Genomic DNA, 19,406 nt, shown 5'->3' with positions numbered 1-19,406 from the left:
AGCGCGGCAGGCGCGCTACCGCGTGGCGCCATGAATACGTATGCAGCTGGACGCAGCCGACAGCCCCGCGTCTACCATGGGCCCAAGGCACCTTGAGGGAGGGGCCGCGCCCGCCCCTCGGCAACGATGGGGCGGACCTACAACGCGTGCAGAGAGGGAGGGAGGCCGACGGGCGCAAGCCGGTCCGCCGCTTCGATGCTGAAGATCATTTGCCTGACCGCTGCCCTGGGGGCAGCGCTGGGATCGACCGCGCAGGCGGCCGACCTGCAATTCGACGGCCGCCACGCGCGCGCCGAAGCCGCAGCCAACGGCAGCTTCGTGCTGCATGCGCCGACGGGCGAGGTGCGCATTGCGCCGATGCCGATGCGCAGCCAGACCGGCAGCGTGATGTTCGATGCGCTGTTCGCGCTGGCCCAGCAGGACATGGACCAGGACCGCGTGGATGCGATTCGTGACCCGGCCTTCGACGAAGGCAGGCCGGTGCCCTGCCACTGCTTCCAGACCGGCGCACGCTGGCCTTACGTGTGGACCCGCGATGTCAGTTTTGCCGCCGATCTGGCGCTGGCGAAACTGGACCCGCAGCGCACGCGGCAGTCATTGCAGTTCAAGCTGTCGGCGGCCCGCGACGGGCACACGCCCGGCCTGTTCGTGGCGCAGGACACCGGTTCCGGTGGCAGCTGGCCGATCAGCAGCGACCGCGTGGTGTGGTTCCTGGCCGCGCGCCATCTGCTGGATGATGCGGCCTTTGCCGACCAGGTCTGGCAGGCGTTGCAGGGCACGCTGGCGCAGGACCGTGCGATGGTGTTCGACGCGCAGATGGGCCTGTACCGTGGCGAGACCTCGTTCCTGGACTGGCGCGAGCAGACCTACCCGGACTGGACCCGCGAGAATGTGCGTTTCATCGGCGATTCCTACGCGCTGTCCACCAACGTGCTGCACTACCAGGCCCTGCGCCTGGGCCAGCAGATGGCCGCGGAGCTGGGAGATGAGCGCGCCGTGCAGTTCAAGGCCTGGGCCGACGCACTGGCGGTGCAGATCGATGCACGCTTCTGGCGGGAGGACATGGGCCAGTACATGAGCTACATCGGCGAAGCGGCGCACCCGGTGCCGTACGCCAAGGTCGATCTGCTGGGCCTGTCGCTGGGCATCCTGGCCGACGTGCTGCCGGCCGAGCGTGCGCGCCGTGCGCTGGCCGCTTACCCGATGGGGCCGGCCGGCAGTCCGGTGGTGTGGCCGCAGGAAGCGCAGCAGCCGATCTATCACAACCGCGCCATCTGGCCATTCGTCAGCGCCTATTCGCTGCGCGCGGCGCGCCAGCTGGATGATGCCCCGCGCATCGCCGCCGAGATCCGTTCGCTGATGCGCGGCGCTGCACTGGCCGGTTCCAACATGGAAAACTACGAGCTGGTCAGCCAGGCCGTGCACGTGGACGAAGGCGCGCTGAGCGGGCCGGTGGTCAATTCCGAGCGCCAGCTGTGGTCGGTGGCCGGCTATCTGGCCATGGTCACCGAGGGCGTGTTCGGCGTGCAGGACGATGGCCGCGTGCAGCCCAAGCTGCCGGCCGCGCTGGTGCCCGAACTGTTCGGCAAGCAGCGCCGCATCACGCTGGACGCCAACGGCAAGCGCTACGTGCTGGAGCGGCCGAAGCAGGTCGGTGATGGCCTGCTGGTGGCCGGCAAGGTGAAGACGCGTGGCGCCACCACCACGGTGCAGCTGGTGGCCGCACCCTCACGCGCGTTGTCCGCCAGCACCGCCGATGCCAATGCGCGCGCGCCGGCAACCCCGGCTGCACCGCAGGCGCGGCGCAGCGGCCAGGGCTGGACCGTAGCGGTGGCCGAAGGCCAGGTGCTGTGGCAGGACGGCCGCGCGGTGACCGCGATCAGCAAGGGTATGGCACGCCTCGGCGATGACGGCCTGCAGCATTGCCTGAGCCTGACCCGTCACGACGGTGCACTGGAATCGCTGCACAGCCCGACGCTGTGCGTGGGCCCGCAGCAGGTGCTGCGCGGTGCACGCCAGTGGCGGTTCACTGCAGCCAAGGCCGGGCCGGTGCGCCTGCGCCTGCAGTACAGCAACCCCAACGGCCCGATCAACACGGGGGTGACCGCCGCCGTGAAGCAGCTGGCAGTGCAGTGCGCCGGCCAGCCCGTGCAGCGCCTGACCGTGACGCTGCCGCACAGCGTGGCCGCGCAGGAATCCACCGCCGCGACCTTCAGCGTGCCCAAGGGGCGCTGCAGCGTGGAGCTGGAAGAGGGCTTCAACATGAGCGCGCTGCAGCACTTCGCGCACTACACCGGCGGCAAGGGCGGGCGCGATGGCGTGCTCAACCAGGCCCAGGTACAGGCGCTGAAGGTGGCGCCGGTGGTGGCGGACGAGGGCGCACGATGAATCGTCCCGCCAAGCCACAGCTGTCGTTCTGGCAGATCTGGAACATGTGCTTCGGTTTCCTCGGCATCCAGTTCGGTTTTGCCCTGCAGAATGCCAATGCCAGCCGCATCTTCGAAACGCTGGGGGCGGACATGGAAGCGGTGCCGGGGCTGTGGATCGCCGCACCGTTGACCGGACTGCTGGTGCAGCCGGTGATCGGCTACCTGTCCGACCGCACCTGGACGCGCTGGGGACGACGCCGGCCGTTCTTCATGATCGGCGCGGTGCTGACCACGCTTGCCCTGCTGGTGATGCCCAATTCGCCGACGCTGTGGATTGCCGCCGGCACGCTGTGGGTGCTTGATGCCTCCATCAACGTGTCGATGGAACCGTTCCGCGCGTTCGTCGGCGACCAGCTGGCACCGCGGCAGCGGCCCACCGGCTATGCCATGCAGAGCTTCTTCATCGGTGTGGGCGCGATCGTGGCCAGCTTCCTGCCGTTCATCCTGGCCCACTTCGGCGTGGCCAACACGGCTGCCGCCGGCGAAGTGCCCGATACCGTGCGCTATGCGTTCTACTTCGGTGCCGTGGTGCTGCTGGCCGCGATCACCTGGACCGTGGTCAGCACGCGTGAGTATTCGCCCACCGAGCTGGCCGGCTTCGAGGATGCCGAGCCACCGGCGCACCACGCCGCCGCCGCGATCCACGGACCGGCGCCGTGGTCGCAGGTAGCGCTGTGGCTGGGCGTGGGCCTGCTGCTGGCGGTGTTGATCGCTTGGCGCCAGGGCGACAGGATGCTGTACGTGCTGTCCGGCCTGTGCGCGGGCTATGGACTGCTGCTGGCGGTGGCCCGCTCGCTGCCGGGCACGCACATGCTGGCGGCGATCGTCGACGATCTGCGGGCGATGCCCATCACCATGCGGCGCCTGGCCTGGGTGCAGTTCTTCTCGTGGTTCGCCCTGTTCGCCATGTGGATCTACACCACCGCCGCGGTGGCCGGCACCCACTTCGGTTCCACCGATCCGCAGTCGGCCGCCTACAACGAAGGTGCCAACTGGGTGGGCGTGCTGTTCGGCGCGTACAACGGCTTTGCCGCGCTGGCTGCGCTGGTCATCCCGGTGATGGTGCGTGCCGTAGGCCTGCGCTGGAGCCACCTGGTGAACCTGTGGCTGGGCGGCGCCGGCCTGATCTCGCTGATGTTCATCGGCGATCCGCACTGGCTGCTGCTGTCGATGGTGGGCGTGGGCTTTGCTTGGGCGTCGATCCTCTCGCTGCCGTATGCATTGCTGTCAGACAGCGTGCCGGCCAGGAAGATGGGCGTGTACATGGGCATCTTCAATTTCTTCATTGTGATCCCGCAGTTGGTCGCGGCCAGTGCGCTCGGCTTTGCCCTGCGCGCCTGGCTGGGTGGCCAGCCGATGCACGTGCTGGTGCTGGGCGGCTGCAGCCTGCTGCTGGCCGGTGTGTGCGTGCTGCGGGTTCCGTCGCGTTCGGAGGTGGTGTGATGCGTGCTGTGTTGCCAGTTGCTGTGTGTGTAGCCCTGTTTGCCGGCCAGGCGCTGGCCGCGCCGCGCCCGGTGTATGTCGGCACCACCGAACCGTTCGCCAGCGATGCGGTGTACTTTGTGGTGACCGATCGCTTCGTCAATGGCGATCCGTCCAACGACCACCGTGACCAGGGCGGCAAGCACCGTACCTTCGATATTCCGGTGCCGTGCCCGGACAAGGTGGACGGCAACATCGGCTACCTGGGCGGCGACTTCCGCGGGGTGCTGGACAACGCGCAGTACATCCGCAACCTGGGCTTCGGCGCGGTGTGGATCACCCCCATCGTCGACAACCCCGATGAAGCCTTCACCGGCAGCAAAGCGATCAGCTGCACCAGCACGCTGACCGACCGCGGCAAGACCGGCTACCACGGTTACTGGGGCATCAACTTCTACAAGCTCGACGAGCACCTGCCGAGCAAGGATCTGGACTTCGCCGGCCTGACAAAGGGCCTGCACGGCGCCGGCCTGAAGGTGGTACTGGACATCGTCGGCAACCACGGCTCACCGGCGTGGACCATGCCGACGCGGCAGCCGCAGTTCGGCCAGATCTTTGACAAGGATGGAAAGCTGATTGCCGACCACCAGAACCTGCCGCCGCAGAAGCTGGACCCGAAGCACAACCCGCTGCACGCGTTCTACAACAACATCGGCCCGGTCGACAGCAGGAACGGCTCGATTTTCGATGGCAACCTGGCCGAGCTGTCCGACTTCAACCAGAACAATCCGGCGGTGATGGACTATCTGGTCGGCGCCTACCTGCAGTGGACCGCGCAGGGCGTGGACGCACTGCGTATCGACACCATCGGCTGGCTGCCGCACCCGTGGTGGCATGAATTCGTCAGCCGCATCCGCGCCGAGCATCCGGGCATGTTCATGTTCGGCGAAGCGTTCGATTACAACGCGGCCAGCATTGCCGAGCACACCTGGCCAGCCAATGCCAACGTCAGCGTGCTGGATTTCCCCCTGCGTGGCGCGCTGGAACAGACTTTCGGCACCGCCGGCAAGGGCTTTGAAACGCTGGCCGAGCCGCTGCACCTGAGCGGCGGGCCGTATGCCAACCCGTACGAGCTGATGAGCTTCTACGACAACCATGACATGCCGCGCCTGCAGGCCAGCGACAACGGCTTCATCGACGCGCACAACTGGCTGTTCACCGCGCGCGGCATTCCGGTGGTCTATTACGGTTCGGAAACCGGCTTCATGCGCGGCCGCGCCGAACATGCCGGCAACCGCGCCTACTTCGGCCAGCCGCGCGTGGACGCCGCACCGCGCAGCCCGATCTTCGCGCCGCTGCAGCGCATCGCCAAGCTGCGCGAAGCCACCCCGGCCCTGCAGCGCGGCTTGCAGGTGAACGAACGCCTGCAGGGTGATGAGGCGGTGTTCCTGCGCGTTCTGCAGCACGGCGAGGTGGCGCAGACAGCGCTGGTGCTGCTGAACAAGGGCGATGCGGCGCGCACCTTCGAGGTGGAGCGCTACCTGCAGGCCGGCACCTGGCGCGACGCACTGGGCGGCGGCGAGCTGAAGGTGAAGGACCGCCTGCGGACTGAAGTGCCCGCCCACGGGGTGAAGGTCTATGTGCTGGATGCGCCGGTGCAGCAGCCGGCATTGCAGAACGAACTGGACAAGGCCATGGCCGACCAGCAGGCGCGGGACCAGCGGCTGGGACGCTGAGGGCGCCGCCGGGCCTGGCCCGGCGCTAGCGCCCGGGTCGCTGGTGCAACCGCTCTGGTAGGTGCCAACCTTGGTTGGCACGCTCTTTGAGCAGTCGAGCAAGCTCGACTCTACAATAGGGAACCCTCGCAGCCTGCCGTACCGCCATGACCGACCTTGCCCTGCAGACCCCGATTGAAACCCTGCTGAAGGCGGCGATGGACGGGGCCGTGCCGATCCGCGCCTTCATGGAAGCCTTCGTTGCCTCGGAGGTCGTGCTGTTGACCGGCAGCCTGGTGACCCCCGACGGCAGCGGCTTCGACCCGCTGCTGTTCGACAAGCAGGGCACCTTGCACGTGGCCGTGTTCACCGATCCGTCGCGCGTGGGCATCTACAGCCAACAGGCACCGCACCAGATCCGCTGGCTGATGCTGGACGTGCTGCGCCGCGTACCGGGTGGCTACGGCGTGGTGATCAACCCGGGTACCCCGCTGGGCTTCGAGATTTCGCCCGCAGGTATCGGCGAGATCCTGAAGGACTTCGCGCAGGGCTGAGTGCTTCTGTAGAGTCGAGCCATGCTCGGCTGCTTTGGCAGCGGACCTGTTACCCGATCTCCACCCTCGTCGCCGCGCATGCGCCGCGTGACTTTCTATTCCGGACGATGTTGTCCGTGTCGGAAGCTTGCCAGGCAAGGGCACCCTGCTAGAGTCCGCAGACCGAAGGATCGCAGGGGGCGTCATGAGGGAGTCGCAGGAGAAGCTGCAGCGCATTGTCGATCTGCACACACACGTATTCAACGCGCGTCATCTTCCGCTTGAGAGCATCATCAAGAATGCTCTCGGAAACTGGTCCAGTCTGCTTGCGGTCGGCATTGCCGGACTGCTCTATGAATTGACCGGAAGTGCCGGAGAGGAGGCGGAGTTTACCCGGCTCAAGGTAAAGCACGCCAACGCCCTGCTTACCCATGAGAGCGTTGGCGATCTGGACTACATCGATTCGATCTGCAACATCACAGAGCGTCAGGTGCGGCGTGGCGTCACTCAGAAGGGTGTGCTCGAGGCCGGTCTCGTCGCTGCTCTGCGCGAGCTCGATGAGATCGACTACGCCCTGGAGGGTTGGAGTGGTGAACCTGATCCGGATGAGTTCGAGCGAATCGATTCCCTGGCGCCTGATGCGATGCCGGCCTGGGCAAGGAGGGTGGTGAAGCGTGCCCTGCGAAGAATGACCGACTTGATCCGGCCCAATGAGAACAGCATCATCGACAATTATGCCGAGTTCTTTTTCACCTTGTTGGCGAGCGAGAATGTGATCCTGCAGAGGCTGCGTGATGCCTACGGCGAAACGCCCGCACCGATGGAGTTCGTGCACTACATGATGGACATGGAGCTTGCGTATCCCGGTCGCAAGCCTCCCCGCTATAAGCTTGACGAGCGCACAGTGAGGATGCGGGAGCTGGCGCTGAACAACCACGATCTGCACGGATTCTTCGCTTTCGATCCGCGACATGGAGACTGCGTTGGTCTGGCGGAAAAAGCACTGGAGGAAGGGTTCCTTGGCTTCAAGTTCTATCCTGCGATGGGCTATCGCCCGCATGCCGATGAACGCTATTCGGACCGGATCGAAGCGTTCTACGATCTCTGCCTGAGAGAGAATGCACCGATCTTTGCCCATTGCACCCCCGTGGGCTTTGAGAGCAGCCATCTCAGTGGGCGTTTGGCTGATCCGGCGCACTGGCTTGAAGTGCTGAAGGAGCGTAGTACGCTGCGCCTGTGTCTGGGTCATGCCGGTGGCATGAGTGCGCCGAAGCGCAATCCGATTTCTGCGGGATGGGCCGCTTCCAGCGAGTCGGAGTGGACGAAGGGCAACTATGCATGGCAGGTGGTTGACCTGTGTGTCCGATACCCCAATGTGTACTGCGAAGTTGGCCATCTGGAGGATCTGCTAAAGGACGATGGCATGATCTGCTTCGAGCAGAACCTCAGGCGCGCGTGTGAGGCTGGTGGTGACTTTGGATTCATGAGCAAGATCGCCTATGGGTCGGACTGGCACATGCAGGCAATGGTCAACTCGGCCCGTCCCTACCTGGATCTTTTCCTGCAGCTGTTTGAGAAGGAGGAGTGGCGGGACTACAGGGAAGGCTTCTTCTGGCGCAACGCCTATGCCTACCTGCGGCTGCCGCGATAAGGTTGTTGCACACTGCAGTGATCCGCACTGAAGCAGAGGCATGGATGGAGTTCAACGTACTTGCAGGCGATGCGCCGGAACGGCAACAACTGGCCCGGTGGTACCACGCGCAATGGGGCCAGGGCGCCGGCCTGACACTGGAACAGGAACTGCAGCGGCTCAACCGGGCGCAGGATGCGGACGGTTTCCCGCACCTCATCGCAGCCTTCGACGGTGGGCAGGTGGTCGGCGCCGTGCAGCTGAAGCGGCGTGAGATGACGGCCTTTCCGCAGTACGAGCACTGGCTGGGGAGCGTGTTCGTTGCCGACAGCCATCGCGGTCGCGGCCTGGCCGGCCAGCTGGTCGAGCGGGCCGCCGCGCAGGCCGTGCGGATGGACGTTGCCGACCTGTACCTGCAGACCGAAGCGGCGGACGGTGGGTTGTACGCGCGATTGGGCTGGACGCCGCTGCATCAGGCCGACAACCAGGGCCACCGCGTGCTGGTGATGGTGCGCAGGCTATCCGAATGAGCGCCGCAACGGCCCTGCACTCCCGATCTGCACTGTTGTTCCTGCTCGGCGCCATCGTCGCCGCGTTGGCATCCATGCCGCTGCTGCGCGCGCTGGGCCTGGTGCAGTGGCCGGTGCTGGTCATCGCCTGGCTGATCAACCTGGGCGCAGCCTGGCATCTGGGGCAATGGGCGCGCCAGCAGGGGCGTCCGGGTTGGGCGTTCGGGGTAGCGGCAGCGCTCGGAACGGTCGCTTCCATCGTGGTGTACGTGCTGTTGGCGTTGCTGGGGCCGAAGGCCGCGCGCTGAGTCCGCGTGGCCCGTCCGGCCCGTGTGCCGAGCCATGCTCGGCTGCACCAAGCGGAACGTTTGAAGTTCCGCCGCTGCATGCCCCGCACAACCGGGTGTCATGCAGGCGTCTGCGGGTAGTAGAGCAGAGCCGAGCCCGCTTCCAGGGCTTCTTCGTAGAAGACGGCAAAGCCACGGTAGGCCTCGCTGTTGAGTGCATCCACCTGCATGCGGCCACAACGCAGATCCTGTATTTCATCGAACCCGAAGCGGGTGCATTCGGCCAGCGCGAGGTCGAATGCATCACGTTCGTCCTCCTGCAGCAGGAGCAGCATGGCCCTGTGGCGTGCACCGATGCTGGGCGCGTCCCACTCGAACACGCCGTTGCCGGTGTAGCGGCCGCTGAAGCCGTAGATCATCACGACCATGCTGTTTGCCGGGCATGGCCCTGCACTGCCGTACCGGGTCTCACATCGTCACCTTGCGCCGGTTGTCGTCGCTCACCCGGTCGATCAGCTTGTTGTACGGGTCAAAGCCCGCCTCATCCGGCTTCTCATCCACGGTCACCGTGATCTTCGGTTCCGCCGTGGTGATGTGATGGCGCTGCAGGTACAGCACCTTCTGGTCGCGCTCCTTGCCGGAAGGGCCATTGGCGAACACGCCGATCTCGATCCAGTCGTCCATCGTGCCAGTGCTCTCCTGGCCCTTGCCATCGGCATACTGCTTGGCCGCGTGCAGGTCCAGGGTCACGTCGTAGCGGCCGTCATCGCGTTTGCGTGCACTGGCGGCCATCACCCGGTTGTCGTAGAAGCTGATCTTCTCGAACAGGTCGGTGACCAGCTGCTGGCGGTCGGCCGGGGTCTCGGCGCGGATGTAGGCCAGCAGTTCGCGCGAGGTGGTGTAGGGCGGTTGCTGGTAGCCCTTGTCCTGCAGGAAGCGTTTCAACGCGCGGTTCAAGGCCTGCTCGCCGATCTCCTCGCGCAGCCGGTAGAACACCAGCGAACCCTTCTGGTAGTGGATGTACTGCTGGTTCTCCACCCGCTCCAGTGGCTGTTCCTCGATGGCCTCGCCACCACGTCCGGACAGGTAGCCATCCAGCTCGCGCTTGAGGAACTGGCGCATGTGCTGGCGGCCGTACTCCTGCTCCATCACCATCAGCGCCGAGTACTGCGAAAGCGACTCGGACAGCACCGTGGCCCCCTGCACGTTGGCACCGATCACCTGGTGCGCCCACCACTGGTGCGCGATCTCGTGCGCGGTCACGTAGAACACGTAGTCCACCTTGTCCGGATCACGCAGGTCGGCGATGAAGCCGATCGCTTCGGAATACGGGATGGTGTTGGCGAACGACTGCGCGAAACGCGCATAGCCCGGGAACTCGATGATGCGCACCTGGCGATGCTGGTACGGGGTGAAGTTCGCTTCGTAGTAGGCCAGCGACTTCTGCACCGCCTCGATCATCCGGTCCACGTTGTAGCCGTGTGCGGGGTCGAAGTAGACCTCGATCGGAATGTCCTTGTACGTGCCCTTGCGCACCTGCCAACGCGCCGAAAGGTAGGCGTAGAAGTTCAGCATCGGCCGGTCCATGGCGTAGCTGAAGCAACGCCGGCCGTTCACCGTGGTCTGGTGGCGAAGATAGCCTGGGGCCAGCGCGACCTGGTCGGGCGCAGTGCAGACGGTGGTGCGGAAATCCAGCCAGTCGGCATCGTTGGAAATGTAGCTGTTGGCGCGCGCCGCCTCGTCTTCCAGCTTGGGCATGCGCCGCGGTTCGCCGAGATCGCGCTTGCGCCGCTCGTTGCGGTCGGTGATCTCCGCGCCCTCGTTGTAGCCGAACGATGGCAGCACGCGGCTGTTGAAGAAGGTGCCGTTGTCCACGAGGTTGCTTGGCGCCTGACTGGCGGTGAGGCCGTTGGGCTTCTGCGCCACCCGGAAATGGACACTACGGCTTTCGCCTGGTTGCAGCGGCGTGTGCAGCCGGTAGATGCGGTAGCCCAGATCCTTGTCATGGAAGGTCAGCTTCTGTCCGCCAAGATCGGCCGCCAGCAGCTGCTTGTCGTCGCCCATCGTGACATGCAGGTCCTGGATCGGCTGCGCGTGCAGGTTGCGGATCGTCCAGTTCGCATCGATCGCCATCGACTGCGATTCCGGGAACAGGTCCACGCGGTTGTCCACCGCCACGATGCGCGGCTGCGGCAGGTTGCGGTACTTGGACAGCTCACGCTCGTAGCGGGCCTGCAGGTCAAGCTGCTGGTCGGGCGAGAGGAACTCGTTGCGGATGTTGGTGCTCCAGTACAGCCAGCCGCCCACGCAGACGAACGCCAGTGCGGCCACGGCGGCGAACACGCCGGTCGGGCCGCGCAGGCGGCGGCCGGCCAGGGCCAGGCGCTGGCGCGGGCCCTGGCTGACACCGCGTACCCAGAAGGCCGAGGCCAGGCACATCAACGCGAGCAGGAACAACGCCCAGTAGCCCTGGAAGGCCAGCTGTCCGGCCAGGAAGTGGCCGTAGCCATTCATGTCCGAATAGGGAGCGATCGGCCAGCTGCCGAAGTTGTAGATGTTCTGCGTGTAGTCCAGCAGGCCCAGCACGCCCTGGCCGATCATCACCACGATCAACAACGCATAGCCGATGAACTTGTTGTTGGTCAGCACCTGCAGCACCAGTGCCAGCCCCCCCATCAGCACGTACACCACCGAGTCCAGCGCCAGGCTGCGCAGGTACAGCAGCGGCTCCAGATGGGTGTAGCCCTTGGCCAGCTGTACGCCCATCGCGGCCAGCGCACCGGCCGCCTGGAAGCAGACGATCACCGCCAGCAGCGCGGTGAACTTGGCCAGCAGCGGAACCCAGTTCGGCACCGGCATGGCATCGGTGACTTCATTGATGCGTGCGCTGCGCTCCTTCCAGACCAGCTCGCCGGCGAAGAACAGCACGATGATCACCAGCAGCCAGCTGAAGGCGCCCTGCAGGGCCATGATCATCTGCGAGGTGACCGGCCAGATCGAGGTGCCGTACAGCGTCTGCCGGAACAGCGCGCTGGGCAGGAAGTTGGCCAGGCCCAGCACCAGCAGCACGATGAACGGCACGCTGCGCAGCACGCCGCGCGTGTCGAAGCGGACCTGGCGCAGGAACTGCTGCCACGCCGTGCTGGCCGTGAATGCCGGCACCACCCGCGGAAGCGTCGCACGCCGGGGACGGACGGCACTGGCATCGGCCACCGGCAACGTGTGCCTGCGGCCCCAGCGGCGGCGCCCGCTGCCGCTGCGTTCGGTACGGAACAACGCGAAGGTGGCGGCGAACAGTACCGCGGTCACGCCCAGCCACAGCGCACGGTTGGCCAGCAGGTAACCGGTCAGCGCGGGAATACCACTGTTGCGCTCGGCGGTGGACCAGTAGCGGATGGTGCGGCCCAGCGCACGCATGCCCAGCGGCTCGCTCAGCACCGCGATCCAGGTGTTGTCGATGTCGCGCAGCAGCGCGGCGCTGGCACCGAACAGCACCAGATAGGCGACCAGGCCGATGTAGACCCACAGGATCGAGCGGGTCACTGCGGCCAGCAGCGACAACAGCGCGGTGCTGAACAGCAGGTTGGGAATGACGATGACCGCGAAGGTCCAGGCAAAGCCCTGCCAGCTGATCGGGCCCATGCGGTCGGGGTCGACCCAGGGCATGAACGGCGCCAGCCACAGGCCGAACGCGATCAGCACATAGACCAGCAGCCCGGCGGCCAGGGCTGCGGCAATGCGCCCGGCCAGGTAATCGCGGCGCTTCACCGGGCTGGCGAAAATCAGCTCGGCCGTGCCCAGTTCGAAATCACGCAGCAGCGCATTGCTGACAAACAATGCAGTGACCAGCATGCCGAGCAGGGTGAAAATGCCCAGCATCTGCGCGATCACCGTCGGCGCGTTGCTGTGCACGTTGCCGGTGCCGCCACCGATCTGTACCGCGTCGCTGGAGGCCGCGGCGAAGGCAAGCAGGGCGAACAGTCCGGCCAGCAGCCACAGCAGCGGGGAACGCAGCTGCTCGCGCAGCTCGAAGCGGAAGAAGTTGAGGATCATGGTGTGCTCCGCTCAGGCTGCCGCGCGGGCACGGGCCTGCAGGCGCAGGCGCTGGAAGTACACGTCCTCAAGGTCGGGAGCCACGGCCGCGAAGCCATCGCCGGGGTCGTTGGTGCTGTGCACGTGGATCACCGGGCGGCCCCCCACCAGGCGGGTCGACAGCACCACATAGCGCGCCTCGTGGTCGGCCAGCTCGGAAGGATCGACCTGCTTGCGCCAGACCTGCTGCTGCAGCGCGTCGATGGCATCGGCCGGGCGCCCGGTCAGCAGCACCTGGCCCTTGTTCATGATCGCCATGGTCGGGCACAGGTCGGTCACGTCCTCGACGATGTGGGTGGACAGGATCACCGCCACGTTCTCGCCGATCGCCGCCAGCAGGTTGAGGAAGCGGTTGCGCTCCTCCGGGTCGAGACCGGCGGTGGGTTCATCGACGATCACAAGACGCGGGTCGCCGAGCAGCGCCTGGGCGATGCCGAAGCGCTGGCGCATGCCGCCGGAGAAGGTGCCCAGCTTGCGCTTGCGCGCGTCCCACAGGTTCACCTGCTGCAGCAGGCCGTCGACCACTTCGCGGCGCTGCGCGCGCTGGGTCAGGCCCTTGAGCACCGCGAAATGCTCCAGCAGGTCCAGCGCACTGACCTTCGGGTACACGCCGAAATCCTGCGGCAGGTAGCCGAGCCGGCGCCGCACCGCATCCTTGTCGCGCAACACGTCGATCGGTGCTTCGCCGGGGATGCTGAGCACGGCCGAGCCGCTGTCGGCCTCCTGCAGGGTGGACAGCGTGCGCATCAGCGAGGACTTGCCGGCGCCGTTCGGCCCGAGCAGGCCGAACATCCCGCGCGGGATGTCCAGGCTGACGTTGTTGAGGGCGTGCACGCCGTTGGCGTACGTCTTGGACAGCGAATCGATCTTCAGCATGCGACGTACACCTTTCCATGGGCGTGTCTGCGCGTTATCCGCGCATCGGCGCCGGTGCGCATCCGCCGTTGGTCATGGGGGGAGAATTCCGCCGTTGTGCGTTGGCAGGGGCCGCGGCTCCCTGGCGCTTACATGCGCAGCGACGATTCGCGCACCACCAGCTTGACCGGGATGCTCTGGCTGTCCACCGGCTGCCGCCCGATCAGTGCCAGCAGGCGCTCCACCAGCAGCTGGCCGGCCTGCTTGGTGTCCTGCTGCACGGTGGTCAGTGCCGGCGACACCGAGGCGGCCAGCGGGATGTCGTCGAAGCCGGTGACCGCCACGTCCTGCGGCACCCGCAGACCGGCCTCGCGCAGGGCGCGCATCGCACCGATCGCGATCAGGTCGCTGGCGGCGCAGATCGCGTCGATCGGCTTGCCGCGCGCCAGCAGCGCCTGGCAGGCCTCCTGGCCGGAGGCTTCGGTGGTGATCGCATCGTGCTGCAGCGCCGCTTCGGCGGCCAGCCCATGCTCCTGCAACGCCGCAACGTGGCCGCGGTAGCGCTCCTGGAATTCCGGGTAGTGGCTGGAGGCATGGCCTAGGAAGGCGATGCGGCGGCAGCCCTTCTGCAGCAGGTGGGTGGTGATGTCATGCCCACCCTGGAAGTTGTCACTGCCGATCGACACGCCGGGCTGGCCGGGCAGGGCGGCGCCCCAGCGCACGAAATGCGTGCCCTGTTCGACCAGCCGCTGCAGGCGGTCGCGCGATTGGTGGTAGTCGCCGTAGCCGAGCAGGATGATGCCGTCGGCCTTGTTGCTGTCCTCGTAATCGGCCTGCCAGTCGGTGGACAGCTGCTGGAACGAGACCAGCAGGTCCTGCCCGTGCAGGGCGCAGGCACGGGTGATCGAGCCGAGCATCGAATGGAAGAACGGGTTGATCAGCGAGTCGTCGTTGGTCGGGTCCTCGAAGAACAGCAGGGCCAGGGTGCCGGCATTGCGCAGGCGCAGGCTGGAGGCGTTCTTGTCGACCTTGTAGTTCAGCTCGCGGGCGATGCGCAGGATGCGCTCGCGGGTCTCGGCGTTGACCATGGGGCTGCCACGCAGGGCCCGCGACACGGTGGGCTGGGAGACCCCGGCCAGGTGGGCGATGTCCAGGGAGGTGGCTTTGCCTTTGATCGTCATGAGAACGGCTTGGGAACGTGCAGCCATCATGATGCCATGATGCCGGGCGCCCGCCGTCGGCGTGGTCCCGTCTGAATGAACAGAAGACGTGTTCAAAAATGTGATGAATTTGTCACTTTGATCTGATTTGCACAAAAGCTCATTCAGCAGGTGGACAGCTGACATGTCCCGGGCCTAGAGTCCGCGCACCAGGGGACAACAAGGCAGTTGACGTGGGCAGCAACGGATCAGGGATCGATCTGCAGGAGTCGCCGTGCGTGGATGATGGGGGCGCACTTGCCTGTTTTGTCGCCTTGCTGGGATTCCTTGATCGGCCCGCCGATCCCGACCAGCTCCGGCACCAGCTGGGCCATCCCGAAGGACGCATCGCCACCCAGGAGCTGTTGCGCCTGGCCAAGCGCATGGACGTCAAGGCGCGCGTGGTGCAGGCACGGGTTACCGCCCTGCGCGACCATCCTCTGCCGGCCATCGCCTGTCTGGCCGACGGGCGCTACACCCTGGTGCTCAAGGCCGATGCGGAAAACGTGCTGTGCTTTGACGCCTCGGCCGAGGGGCGTCCGGTCACGCTGACCCTGGGCGAATTCTCGCAGGACTTCGACGGCCGCCTGCTGCTGATGACCACGCGCGAAAGCGTGGCCGGTGCCGCCCGGCGCTTCGACGTCGGCTGGTTCATTCCGGCGCTGGTGAAGTACCGCCGCCTGCTGCGTGATGTGCTGGTGGCTTCGTTCTTCCTGCAGCTGATGGCGCTGATCACGCCGCTGTTCTTCCAGGTGGTGATCGACAAAGTGCTGGTGCACAAAGGCATCACCACGCTGGAGGTGCTGGCGTTGGGCCTGCTGGTGGTTTCGGTGTTCGAAGTGGTGATGGGCGGGCTGCGGACCTACCTGTTCTCGCACACCACCAGCCGTGTCGATGCCGAACTGGGCTCGAAGCTGTTCTCGCACCTGACCCATCTTCCGCTGGCCTACTTCCAGGCGCGGCGGGTGGGTGATTCGGTGGCGCGCGTACGCGAGTTGGAGACCATCCGTGAGTTTCTCACCTCGTCGGCGCAGACCGTGGTGCTGGACCTGTTCTTCGCCATCGTGTTCCTGGCGGTGATGTGGTTGTACAGCCCGACGCTGCTGCTGATCGTGCTGATCACCCTGCCGCTGTATGCCGTGGTGGTGATGCTGGTGGGCCCGATGCTGCGCCGCCGGCTGGATGAGAAATTCGTGCGCGGTGCCGAGAACCAGTCGTTCCTGGTCGAGGCGGTGACCGGCGTGGAGACGATCAAGGCGCTGGCGGTTGAGCCGCAGGCGCAGAACCGCTGGGACAAGCAGCTGGCAGGCTACATCCAGGCCAGCTTCCGCGCCGGCATGCTGGCCAACTGGGGCTCGCAGGCGGTACAGCTGATCCACAAACTGGCCACGGTGGCGCTGCTGTTCTTTGGCGCGCGGTTGGTGATCGACGGCAAGCTGACCGTCGGCGAGCTGGTGGCGTTCAACATGCTTGCCGGCCAGGTGGCCGGGCCGGTGCTGCGCCTGGCGCAGCTGGCCCAGGACTTCCAGCAGGCGCGTATCGCGGTGGAGCGGCTGGGGGACATCCTCAATTCCCCTACCGAACCGGCCAGCTCGCCATCACGGGCCAGCCTTCCGGATGTCGAAGGCCGCATCGCGCTGGAACATGTGTCGTTCCGCTACCGGCCCGAAGGGCAGGAAGTGCTGTCCGGGGTCAATCTGGATATCGCCCCGGGCGAGATCCTTGGCGTGGTCGGGCCCTCGGGATCGGGCAAGTCGACCCTGACCAAGCTGATCCAGCGCCTGCACACGCCCGAGCGGGGACGGGTGCTGGTCGATGGCGTGGATCTGTCGATGGTCGACCCTGCCTGGCTGCGTCGCCAGGTCGGCGTGGTGCTGCAGGAAAACCTGCTGTTCAATCGCAGCGTGCGCGAGAACATCGCGATGGCCGACCCGGCGATGCCGATGAGCCGTGTGGTGGAAGTGGCCAAGCTGGCCGGCGCGCACGATTTCATCCTGGAGCTGCCCGAGGCCTACGACACCCGCATTGACGAGCGTGGCGGCAATCTTTCCGGCGGCCAACGGCAGCGCCTGGCCATCGCGCGTGCGCTGGCGATCGATCCGAAGATCCTGATCTTCGACGAGGCCACCTCGGCGCTGGATGCCGAAAGCGAAGAAGTCATCCAGGACAACCTCAAGCGCATGTCCGCCGGTCGCACCGTGATCATCATCGCGCACCGCTTGTCAGCCGTACGCCAGGCCAACCGCATCGTCACGCTCGAACGCGGCCGGATCACCGAGACCGGTACGCACGAGGATCTGCTGCGCGCCGGTGGCCGCTACTCACTGCTCTACACCAAACAGATGGGCCTGCCCGCCGTGGCCGTTCCCCTGAACTGACCCCCGCGCGCCCAGCCAAGGACAGCACGCATGTTGAAAGGACTGAGGCATCACCTGGCCATCCTGCGCGAGAGCCTGCGTGCAGAGCGTGCGCAGCCGGACCTGCGCAGCTCGGCCGCACCAGACTTCCTGCCTGCCGCGCTGGAGGTTCTGGAAAAGCCACCAAACCCCATTGGCCGCACCGTGCTCTGGCTGCTGATCGCCTTCCTGGCCATCGCGCTGTTGTGGGCGTGCCTGGGCCGCCTGGACATGGTGGCGGTGGCCGAAGGCAAGGTGATTCCGCGTGGCAACGTGAAGGTGATCCAGGCCGCGGACCAGGGCGTGGTCCGGGCGATCCACGTGGTAGAAGGACAGCCGGTGAAGGCGGGGACGCCGCTGCTGGAGCTGGACCCGACCGTCAGCCATGCCGAAGTCGAACAGGCGCGCCAGGCGCTGCTGACCGCGCAGATCGACGTGGCACGCGCACAGGCCGTGGTGGACCACGTTGCCGGCCGCGCCGGCCGCTTCGTCGCTCCGCAGGGGACGCCTGACAGCATCGTGGCCATCCAGCAGGCACTGGTGGCCGCCAAGCAGCGCGAGTTCGATTCCACCGTAGGCGGCCTGCAGCAGGAGCGCAGCCAGCGCGACGGCGAGCACGGCATGATCCTGGCCGAGATCGCCAAGCTGGAAGAACAGCTGCCGTTGGCCACCGACCAGCTGAACAAGCTGGAGGAACTGAGCCGCGACAACTACGTGCCGCGGTTGCAGGTGGCAGAAGTGAAGGAGCGGGTGGTGGGCATGCGCCAGGACCTGGCGATCCGCCGCGAGGAACAGCGCAAGGCCGCCGCTGCGCAACAGGCCGCCAGCCAGCAGATGAGCAAGAGCCGCAGCGAGTTCGCCCGCGAAGCGCTGGATGCATTGACCGAGGCCGAAGCAGCGCGCGTGCTGCGCGCCGAAGAACTGAAAAAGGCCCATGACAAGGCCGGGCATACGGTGCTGCGCGCGCCGGTGACCGGCGTGGTGCAGCAGCTGCAGGTGCATACCATCGGCGGTGTGGTGAAGCCGGCCGATCCGCTGATGGTGCTGGTGCCGCACGATGGCGAACTGGTGGTCGACGCCATGCTGCCCAACCGCGATGCCGGCTTCGTCCGCGACGGGCAGCCGGTGGAGGTGAAGCTGGAAGCCTATCCGTTCACGCGCTACGGCGTGGTGGATGGCGTTGTCGAAACGGTGGGCCGTGATGCCGTGCAGACCGAGAAGGAAGGGCTGCGCTATCCGGCGCGCGTACGCCTGCTGCGGCCCTGGATCGAAGTGGATGGCCGACGCCGCGCGCTGGCGCCGGGCCTGGCCGCCACGGCCGAGATCAAGACCGGTGACCGCCGCATCATTGAATACCTGCTGTCGCCGCTGTCGCGGCGCGTGCAGGAGGCGGGGAGGGAGCGATGAGCCTGTTCAAAGGCTTGAGGCAGATGTTCATTGGGGAAGCGGGCGGCTTCCTGCTTGGAATGATCCTGATCGTGCCTGCCAATGCCATGGCCGCCGAGATCACCAAGCGCAAGCCGGCACCCTCTGGAGATATCAGTGCCGACCTTCTCTCCCAGCGGATTGTCAGCCTGCTGTCCGAACAGCGGGCAGTACCCGGATTCAAGGGGATCTCGAGCTCGAGCTGGAATCGTCTTTCCGCTCGCCCCATGGCGCCCTCGCCTTACCGCACTGGTGTGTTGCGGATAGACGCCAAGGTTCGCGAAGGCTGGAGCTACTGGATTGAATCCAGAGAGCGCCCCAATGGCGGGAACGTCGTTGCGTTCTACGTAGTGGGGGAGCAAGGCCGCCGCGTGCCAGGGTACTGCACCTTCTCTTTCGCGGAGTTTGACGATCGGCTGAGAAGAAACGGCTTTGATCACACGCGTCCCCAGGTGCCGCCAGGCTCGCCTCGCATACATTTTTTTTCTCGACCACATCTGCCCGTGGTCGTGATCACTTACGTCCCCACTGGATCCGTCAGCGGCGAATCCTGTGTGGAGAGCATCCAGGTCGAACCATCGGAGCAGGGAAATGGCTGAATTCAATTCGCAGTTGAAGTCGATTCTCGATATTCTCAGGGCGCGAGGTGGCGAATCGCTGCGCGCCGCGAATCTGATTCAGAGAGCACTGGAGGGCTCCCCGCAGCTCATCCTGCAGTTCAATCGCGCGGCGCTTCAAGGGAAGCTGAAGGCGATTGAACTTCTTCCGGAGAGTGCCAGCGAGGGCGGGCATCTCGACGACGGGGTCATGCGGCTGTCAAGGAATGCGCTTTCCAGAGGCGTTGGCACGGCAGTGATGGACAACCTGAGATCCACGCTAGGTCATGAGATCGGGCATGGCTTGTTCAGTGGTGC

General features: G+C 66.0%; 14 protein-coding genes. 10 read left to right on the top strand and 4 right to left on the bottom strand.

The window, feature by feature from the left end; genetic code table 11:
* Positions 1 to 195: 195 nt before the first annotated feature.
* The 7 genes from AC5YGJ_RS01375 (at position 196) to AC5YGJ_RS01345 (ending at position 8,546) form a co-directional block, all read left to right on the top strand.
* A complete protein-coding gene (locus AC5YGJ_RS01375) occupies positions 196 to 2,388 on the top strand; it encodes a glucosidase family protein (RefSeq protein WP_496185510.1) in 2,193 nt (730 codons plus the stop codon).
* Positions 2,385 to 3,872 carry an MFS transporter gene (locus AC5YGJ_RS01370; protein WP_496185509.1) on the top strand — a complete coding sequence of 496 codons (1,488 nt, stop codon included), beginning with the start codon at positions 2,385 to 2,387 and terminating at the stop codon, positions 3,870 to 3,872. Before AC5YGJ_RS01375 ends, AC5YGJ_RS01370 begins: the two co-directional genes overlap by 4 nt.
* A complete protein-coding gene (locus AC5YGJ_RS01365) occupies positions 3,872 to 5,587 on the top strand; it encodes an alpha-amylase family glycosyl hydrolase (protein ID WP_496185508.1) in 1,716 nt (571 codons plus the stop codon). The genes AC5YGJ_RS01370 and AC5YGJ_RS01365 overlap by 1 nt, the downstream gene beginning before the upstream one ends.
* A 146-nt stretch (positions 5,588 to 5,733) precedes the next feature.
* Entirely contained in the window at positions 5,734 to 6,120 is a 387-nt protein-coding gene (locus AC5YGJ_RS01360) for an SseB family protein (RefSeq protein WP_309335870.1), read from the top strand.
* Between the two features lie 184 nt (positions 6,121 to 6,304).
* Entirely contained in the window at positions 6,305 to 7,750 is a 1,446-nt protein-coding gene (locus AC5YGJ_RS01355) for an amidohydrolase family protein (RefSeq protein WP_496185507.1), read from the top strand.
* Positions 7,751 to 7,794: 44 nt separating this feature from the next.
* Positions 7,795 to 8,259 carry a GNAT family N-acetyltransferase gene (locus AC5YGJ_RS01350; protein ID WP_496185506.1) on the top strand — a complete coding sequence of 155 codons (465 nt, stop codon included), beginning with the start codon at positions 7,795 to 7,797 and terminating at the stop codon, positions 8,257 to 8,259.
* Positions 8,256 to 8,546: a hypothetical protein gene (locus AC5YGJ_RS01345; RefSeq protein WP_409461070.1), complete on the top strand. Its 291-nt coding sequence runs from the start codon at positions 8,256 to 8,258 to the stop codon at positions 8,544 to 8,546. Before AC5YGJ_RS01350 ends, AC5YGJ_RS01345 begins: the two co-directional genes overlap by 4 nt.
* A 98-nt stretch (positions 8,547 to 8,644) precedes the next feature.
* Here AC5YGJ_RS01345 and AC5YGJ_RS01340 read toward each other — a convergent pair whose 3' ends face one another.
* The 4 genes from AC5YGJ_RS01340 to AC5YGJ_RS01325 all read right to left on the bottom strand — a co-directional run bounded on the left by AC5YGJ_RS01340 (position 8,645) and on the right by AC5YGJ_RS01325 (position 14,653).
* Positions 8,645 to 8,953, bottom strand: a complete 309-nt coding sequence (locus AC5YGJ_RS01340) for a hypothetical protein (protein ID WP_496185505.1) — start codon at positions 8,951 to 8,953, stop codon at positions 8,645 to 8,647.
* A 40-nt stretch (positions 8,954 to 8,993) separates the two neighbouring features.
* Positions 8,994 to 12,578 carry an ABC transporter permease/M1 family aminopeptidase gene (locus AC5YGJ_RS01335; RefSeq protein ID WP_496185504.1) on the bottom strand — a complete coding sequence of 1,195 codons (3,585 nt, stop codon included), beginning with the start codon at positions 12,576 to 12,578 and terminating at the stop codon, positions 8,994 to 8,996.
* Positions 12,579 to 12,590: 12 nt separating this feature from the next.
* Entirely contained in the window at positions 12,591 to 13,493 is a 903-nt protein-coding gene (locus AC5YGJ_RS01330) for an ABC transporter ATP-binding protein (protein ID WP_249844754.1), read from the bottom strand.
* 128 nt (positions 13,494 to 13,621) lie between these two features.
* The gene (locus AC5YGJ_RS01325) at positions 13,622 to 14,653 is read right to left on the bottom strand and encodes a LacI family DNA-binding transcriptional regulator (RefSeq protein ID WP_496185503.1); all 1,032 of its coding nucleotides are present in this window, start codon (positions 14,651 to 14,653) and stop codon (positions 13,622 to 13,624) included.
* A 257-nt stretch (positions 14,654 to 14,910) separates the two neighbouring features.
* Here AC5YGJ_RS01325 and AC5YGJ_RS01320 point away from each other — a divergent pair, with 257 nt between their 5' ends.
* From AC5YGJ_RS01320 to AC5YGJ_RS01310, 3 genes are read left to right on the top strand one after another with little or no spacing between them, the layout of a single operon-like run.
* Entirely contained in the window at positions 14,911 to 17,049 is a 2,139-nt protein-coding gene (locus AC5YGJ_RS01320; protein WP_309335847.1) for a type I secretion system permease/ATPase, read from the top strand.
* Between the two features lie 30 nt (positions 17,050 to 17,079).
* Complete coding sequence (locus tag AC5YGJ_RS01315) at positions 17,080 to 18,474, top strand: HlyD family type I secretion periplasmic adaptor subunit (RefSeq protein ID WP_496185502.1); 1,395 nt, start codon at positions 17,080 to 17,082, stop codon at positions 18,472 to 18,474.
* A complete protein-coding gene (locus tag AC5YGJ_RS01310) occupies positions 18,471 to 19,091 on the top strand; it encodes a hypothetical protein (protein ID WP_496185501.1) in 621 nt (206 codons plus the stop codon). Before AC5YGJ_RS01315 ends, AC5YGJ_RS01310 begins: the two co-directional genes overlap by 4 nt.
* Positions 19,092 to 19,406 lie beyond the last annotated feature (315 nt).

The sequence above is a fragment of the Stenotrophomonas sp. CS3K5 genome (genome assembly GCF_059515225.1).
The sequence above is the reverse complement of the archived record's forward strand: the minus strand, read 5'-3'. Positions and strand labels throughout refer to the sequence as shown.

What these genes read in the sequence shown, in the direction of transcription:
- AC5YGJ_RS01375 (WP_496185510.1), top strand. Translation starts at nt 196, where the DNA reads ATGCTGAAGATCATTTGCCTGACCGCTGCCCTGGGGGCAGCGCTGGGA.
- AC5YGJ_RS01370 (WP_496185509.1), top strand. Translation starts at nt 2,385, where the DNA reads ATGAATCGTCCCGCCAAGCCACAGCTGTCGTTCTGGCAGATCTGGAAC.
- AC5YGJ_RS01365 (WP_496185508.1), top strand. Translation starts at nt 3,872, where the DNA reads ATGCGTGCTGTGTTGCCAGTTGCTGTGTGTGTAGCCCTGTTTGCCGGC.
- AC5YGJ_RS01360 (WP_309335870.1), top strand. Translation starts at nt 5,734, where the DNA reads ATGACCGACCTTGCCCTGCAGACCCCGATTGAAACCCTGCTGAAGGCG.
- AC5YGJ_RS01355 (WP_496185507.1), top strand. Translation starts at nt 6,305, where the DNA reads ATGAGGGAGTCGCAGGAGAAGCTGCAGCGCATTGTCGATCTGCACACA.
- AC5YGJ_RS01350 (WP_496185506.1), top strand. Translation starts at nt 7,795, where the DNA reads ATGGAGTTCAACGTACTTGCAGGCGATGCGCCGGAACGGCAACAACTG.
- AC5YGJ_RS01345 (WP_409461070.1), top strand. Translation starts at nt 8,256, where the DNA reads ATGAGCGCCGCAACGGCCCTGCACTCCCGATCTGCACTGTTGTTCCTG.
- AC5YGJ_RS01340 (WP_496185505.1), bottom strand. Translation starts at nt 8,953, where the DNA reads ATGGTCGTGATGATCTACGGCTTCAGCGGCCGCTACACCGGCAACGGC.
- AC5YGJ_RS01335 (WP_496185504.1), bottom strand. Translation starts at nt 12,578, where the DNA reads ATGATCCTCAACTTCTTCCGCTTCGAGCTGCGCGAGCAGCTGCGTTCC.
- AC5YGJ_RS01330 (WP_249844754.1), bottom strand. Translation starts at nt 13,493, where the DNA reads ATGCTGAAGATCGATTCGCTGTCCAAGACGTACGCCAACGGCGTGCAC.
- AC5YGJ_RS01325 (WP_496185503.1), bottom strand. Translation starts at nt 14,653, where the DNA reads ATGACGATCAAAGGCAAAGCCACCTCCCTGGACATCGCCCACCTGGCC.
- AC5YGJ_RS01315 (WP_496185502.1), top strand. Translation starts at nt 17,080, where the DNA reads ATGTTGAAAGGACTGAGGCATCACCTGGCCATCCTGCGCGAGAGCCTG.
- AC5YGJ_RS01310 (WP_496185501.1), top strand. Translation starts at nt 18,471, where the DNA reads ATGAGCCTGTTCAAAGGCTTGAGGCAGATGTTCATTGGGGAAGCGGGC.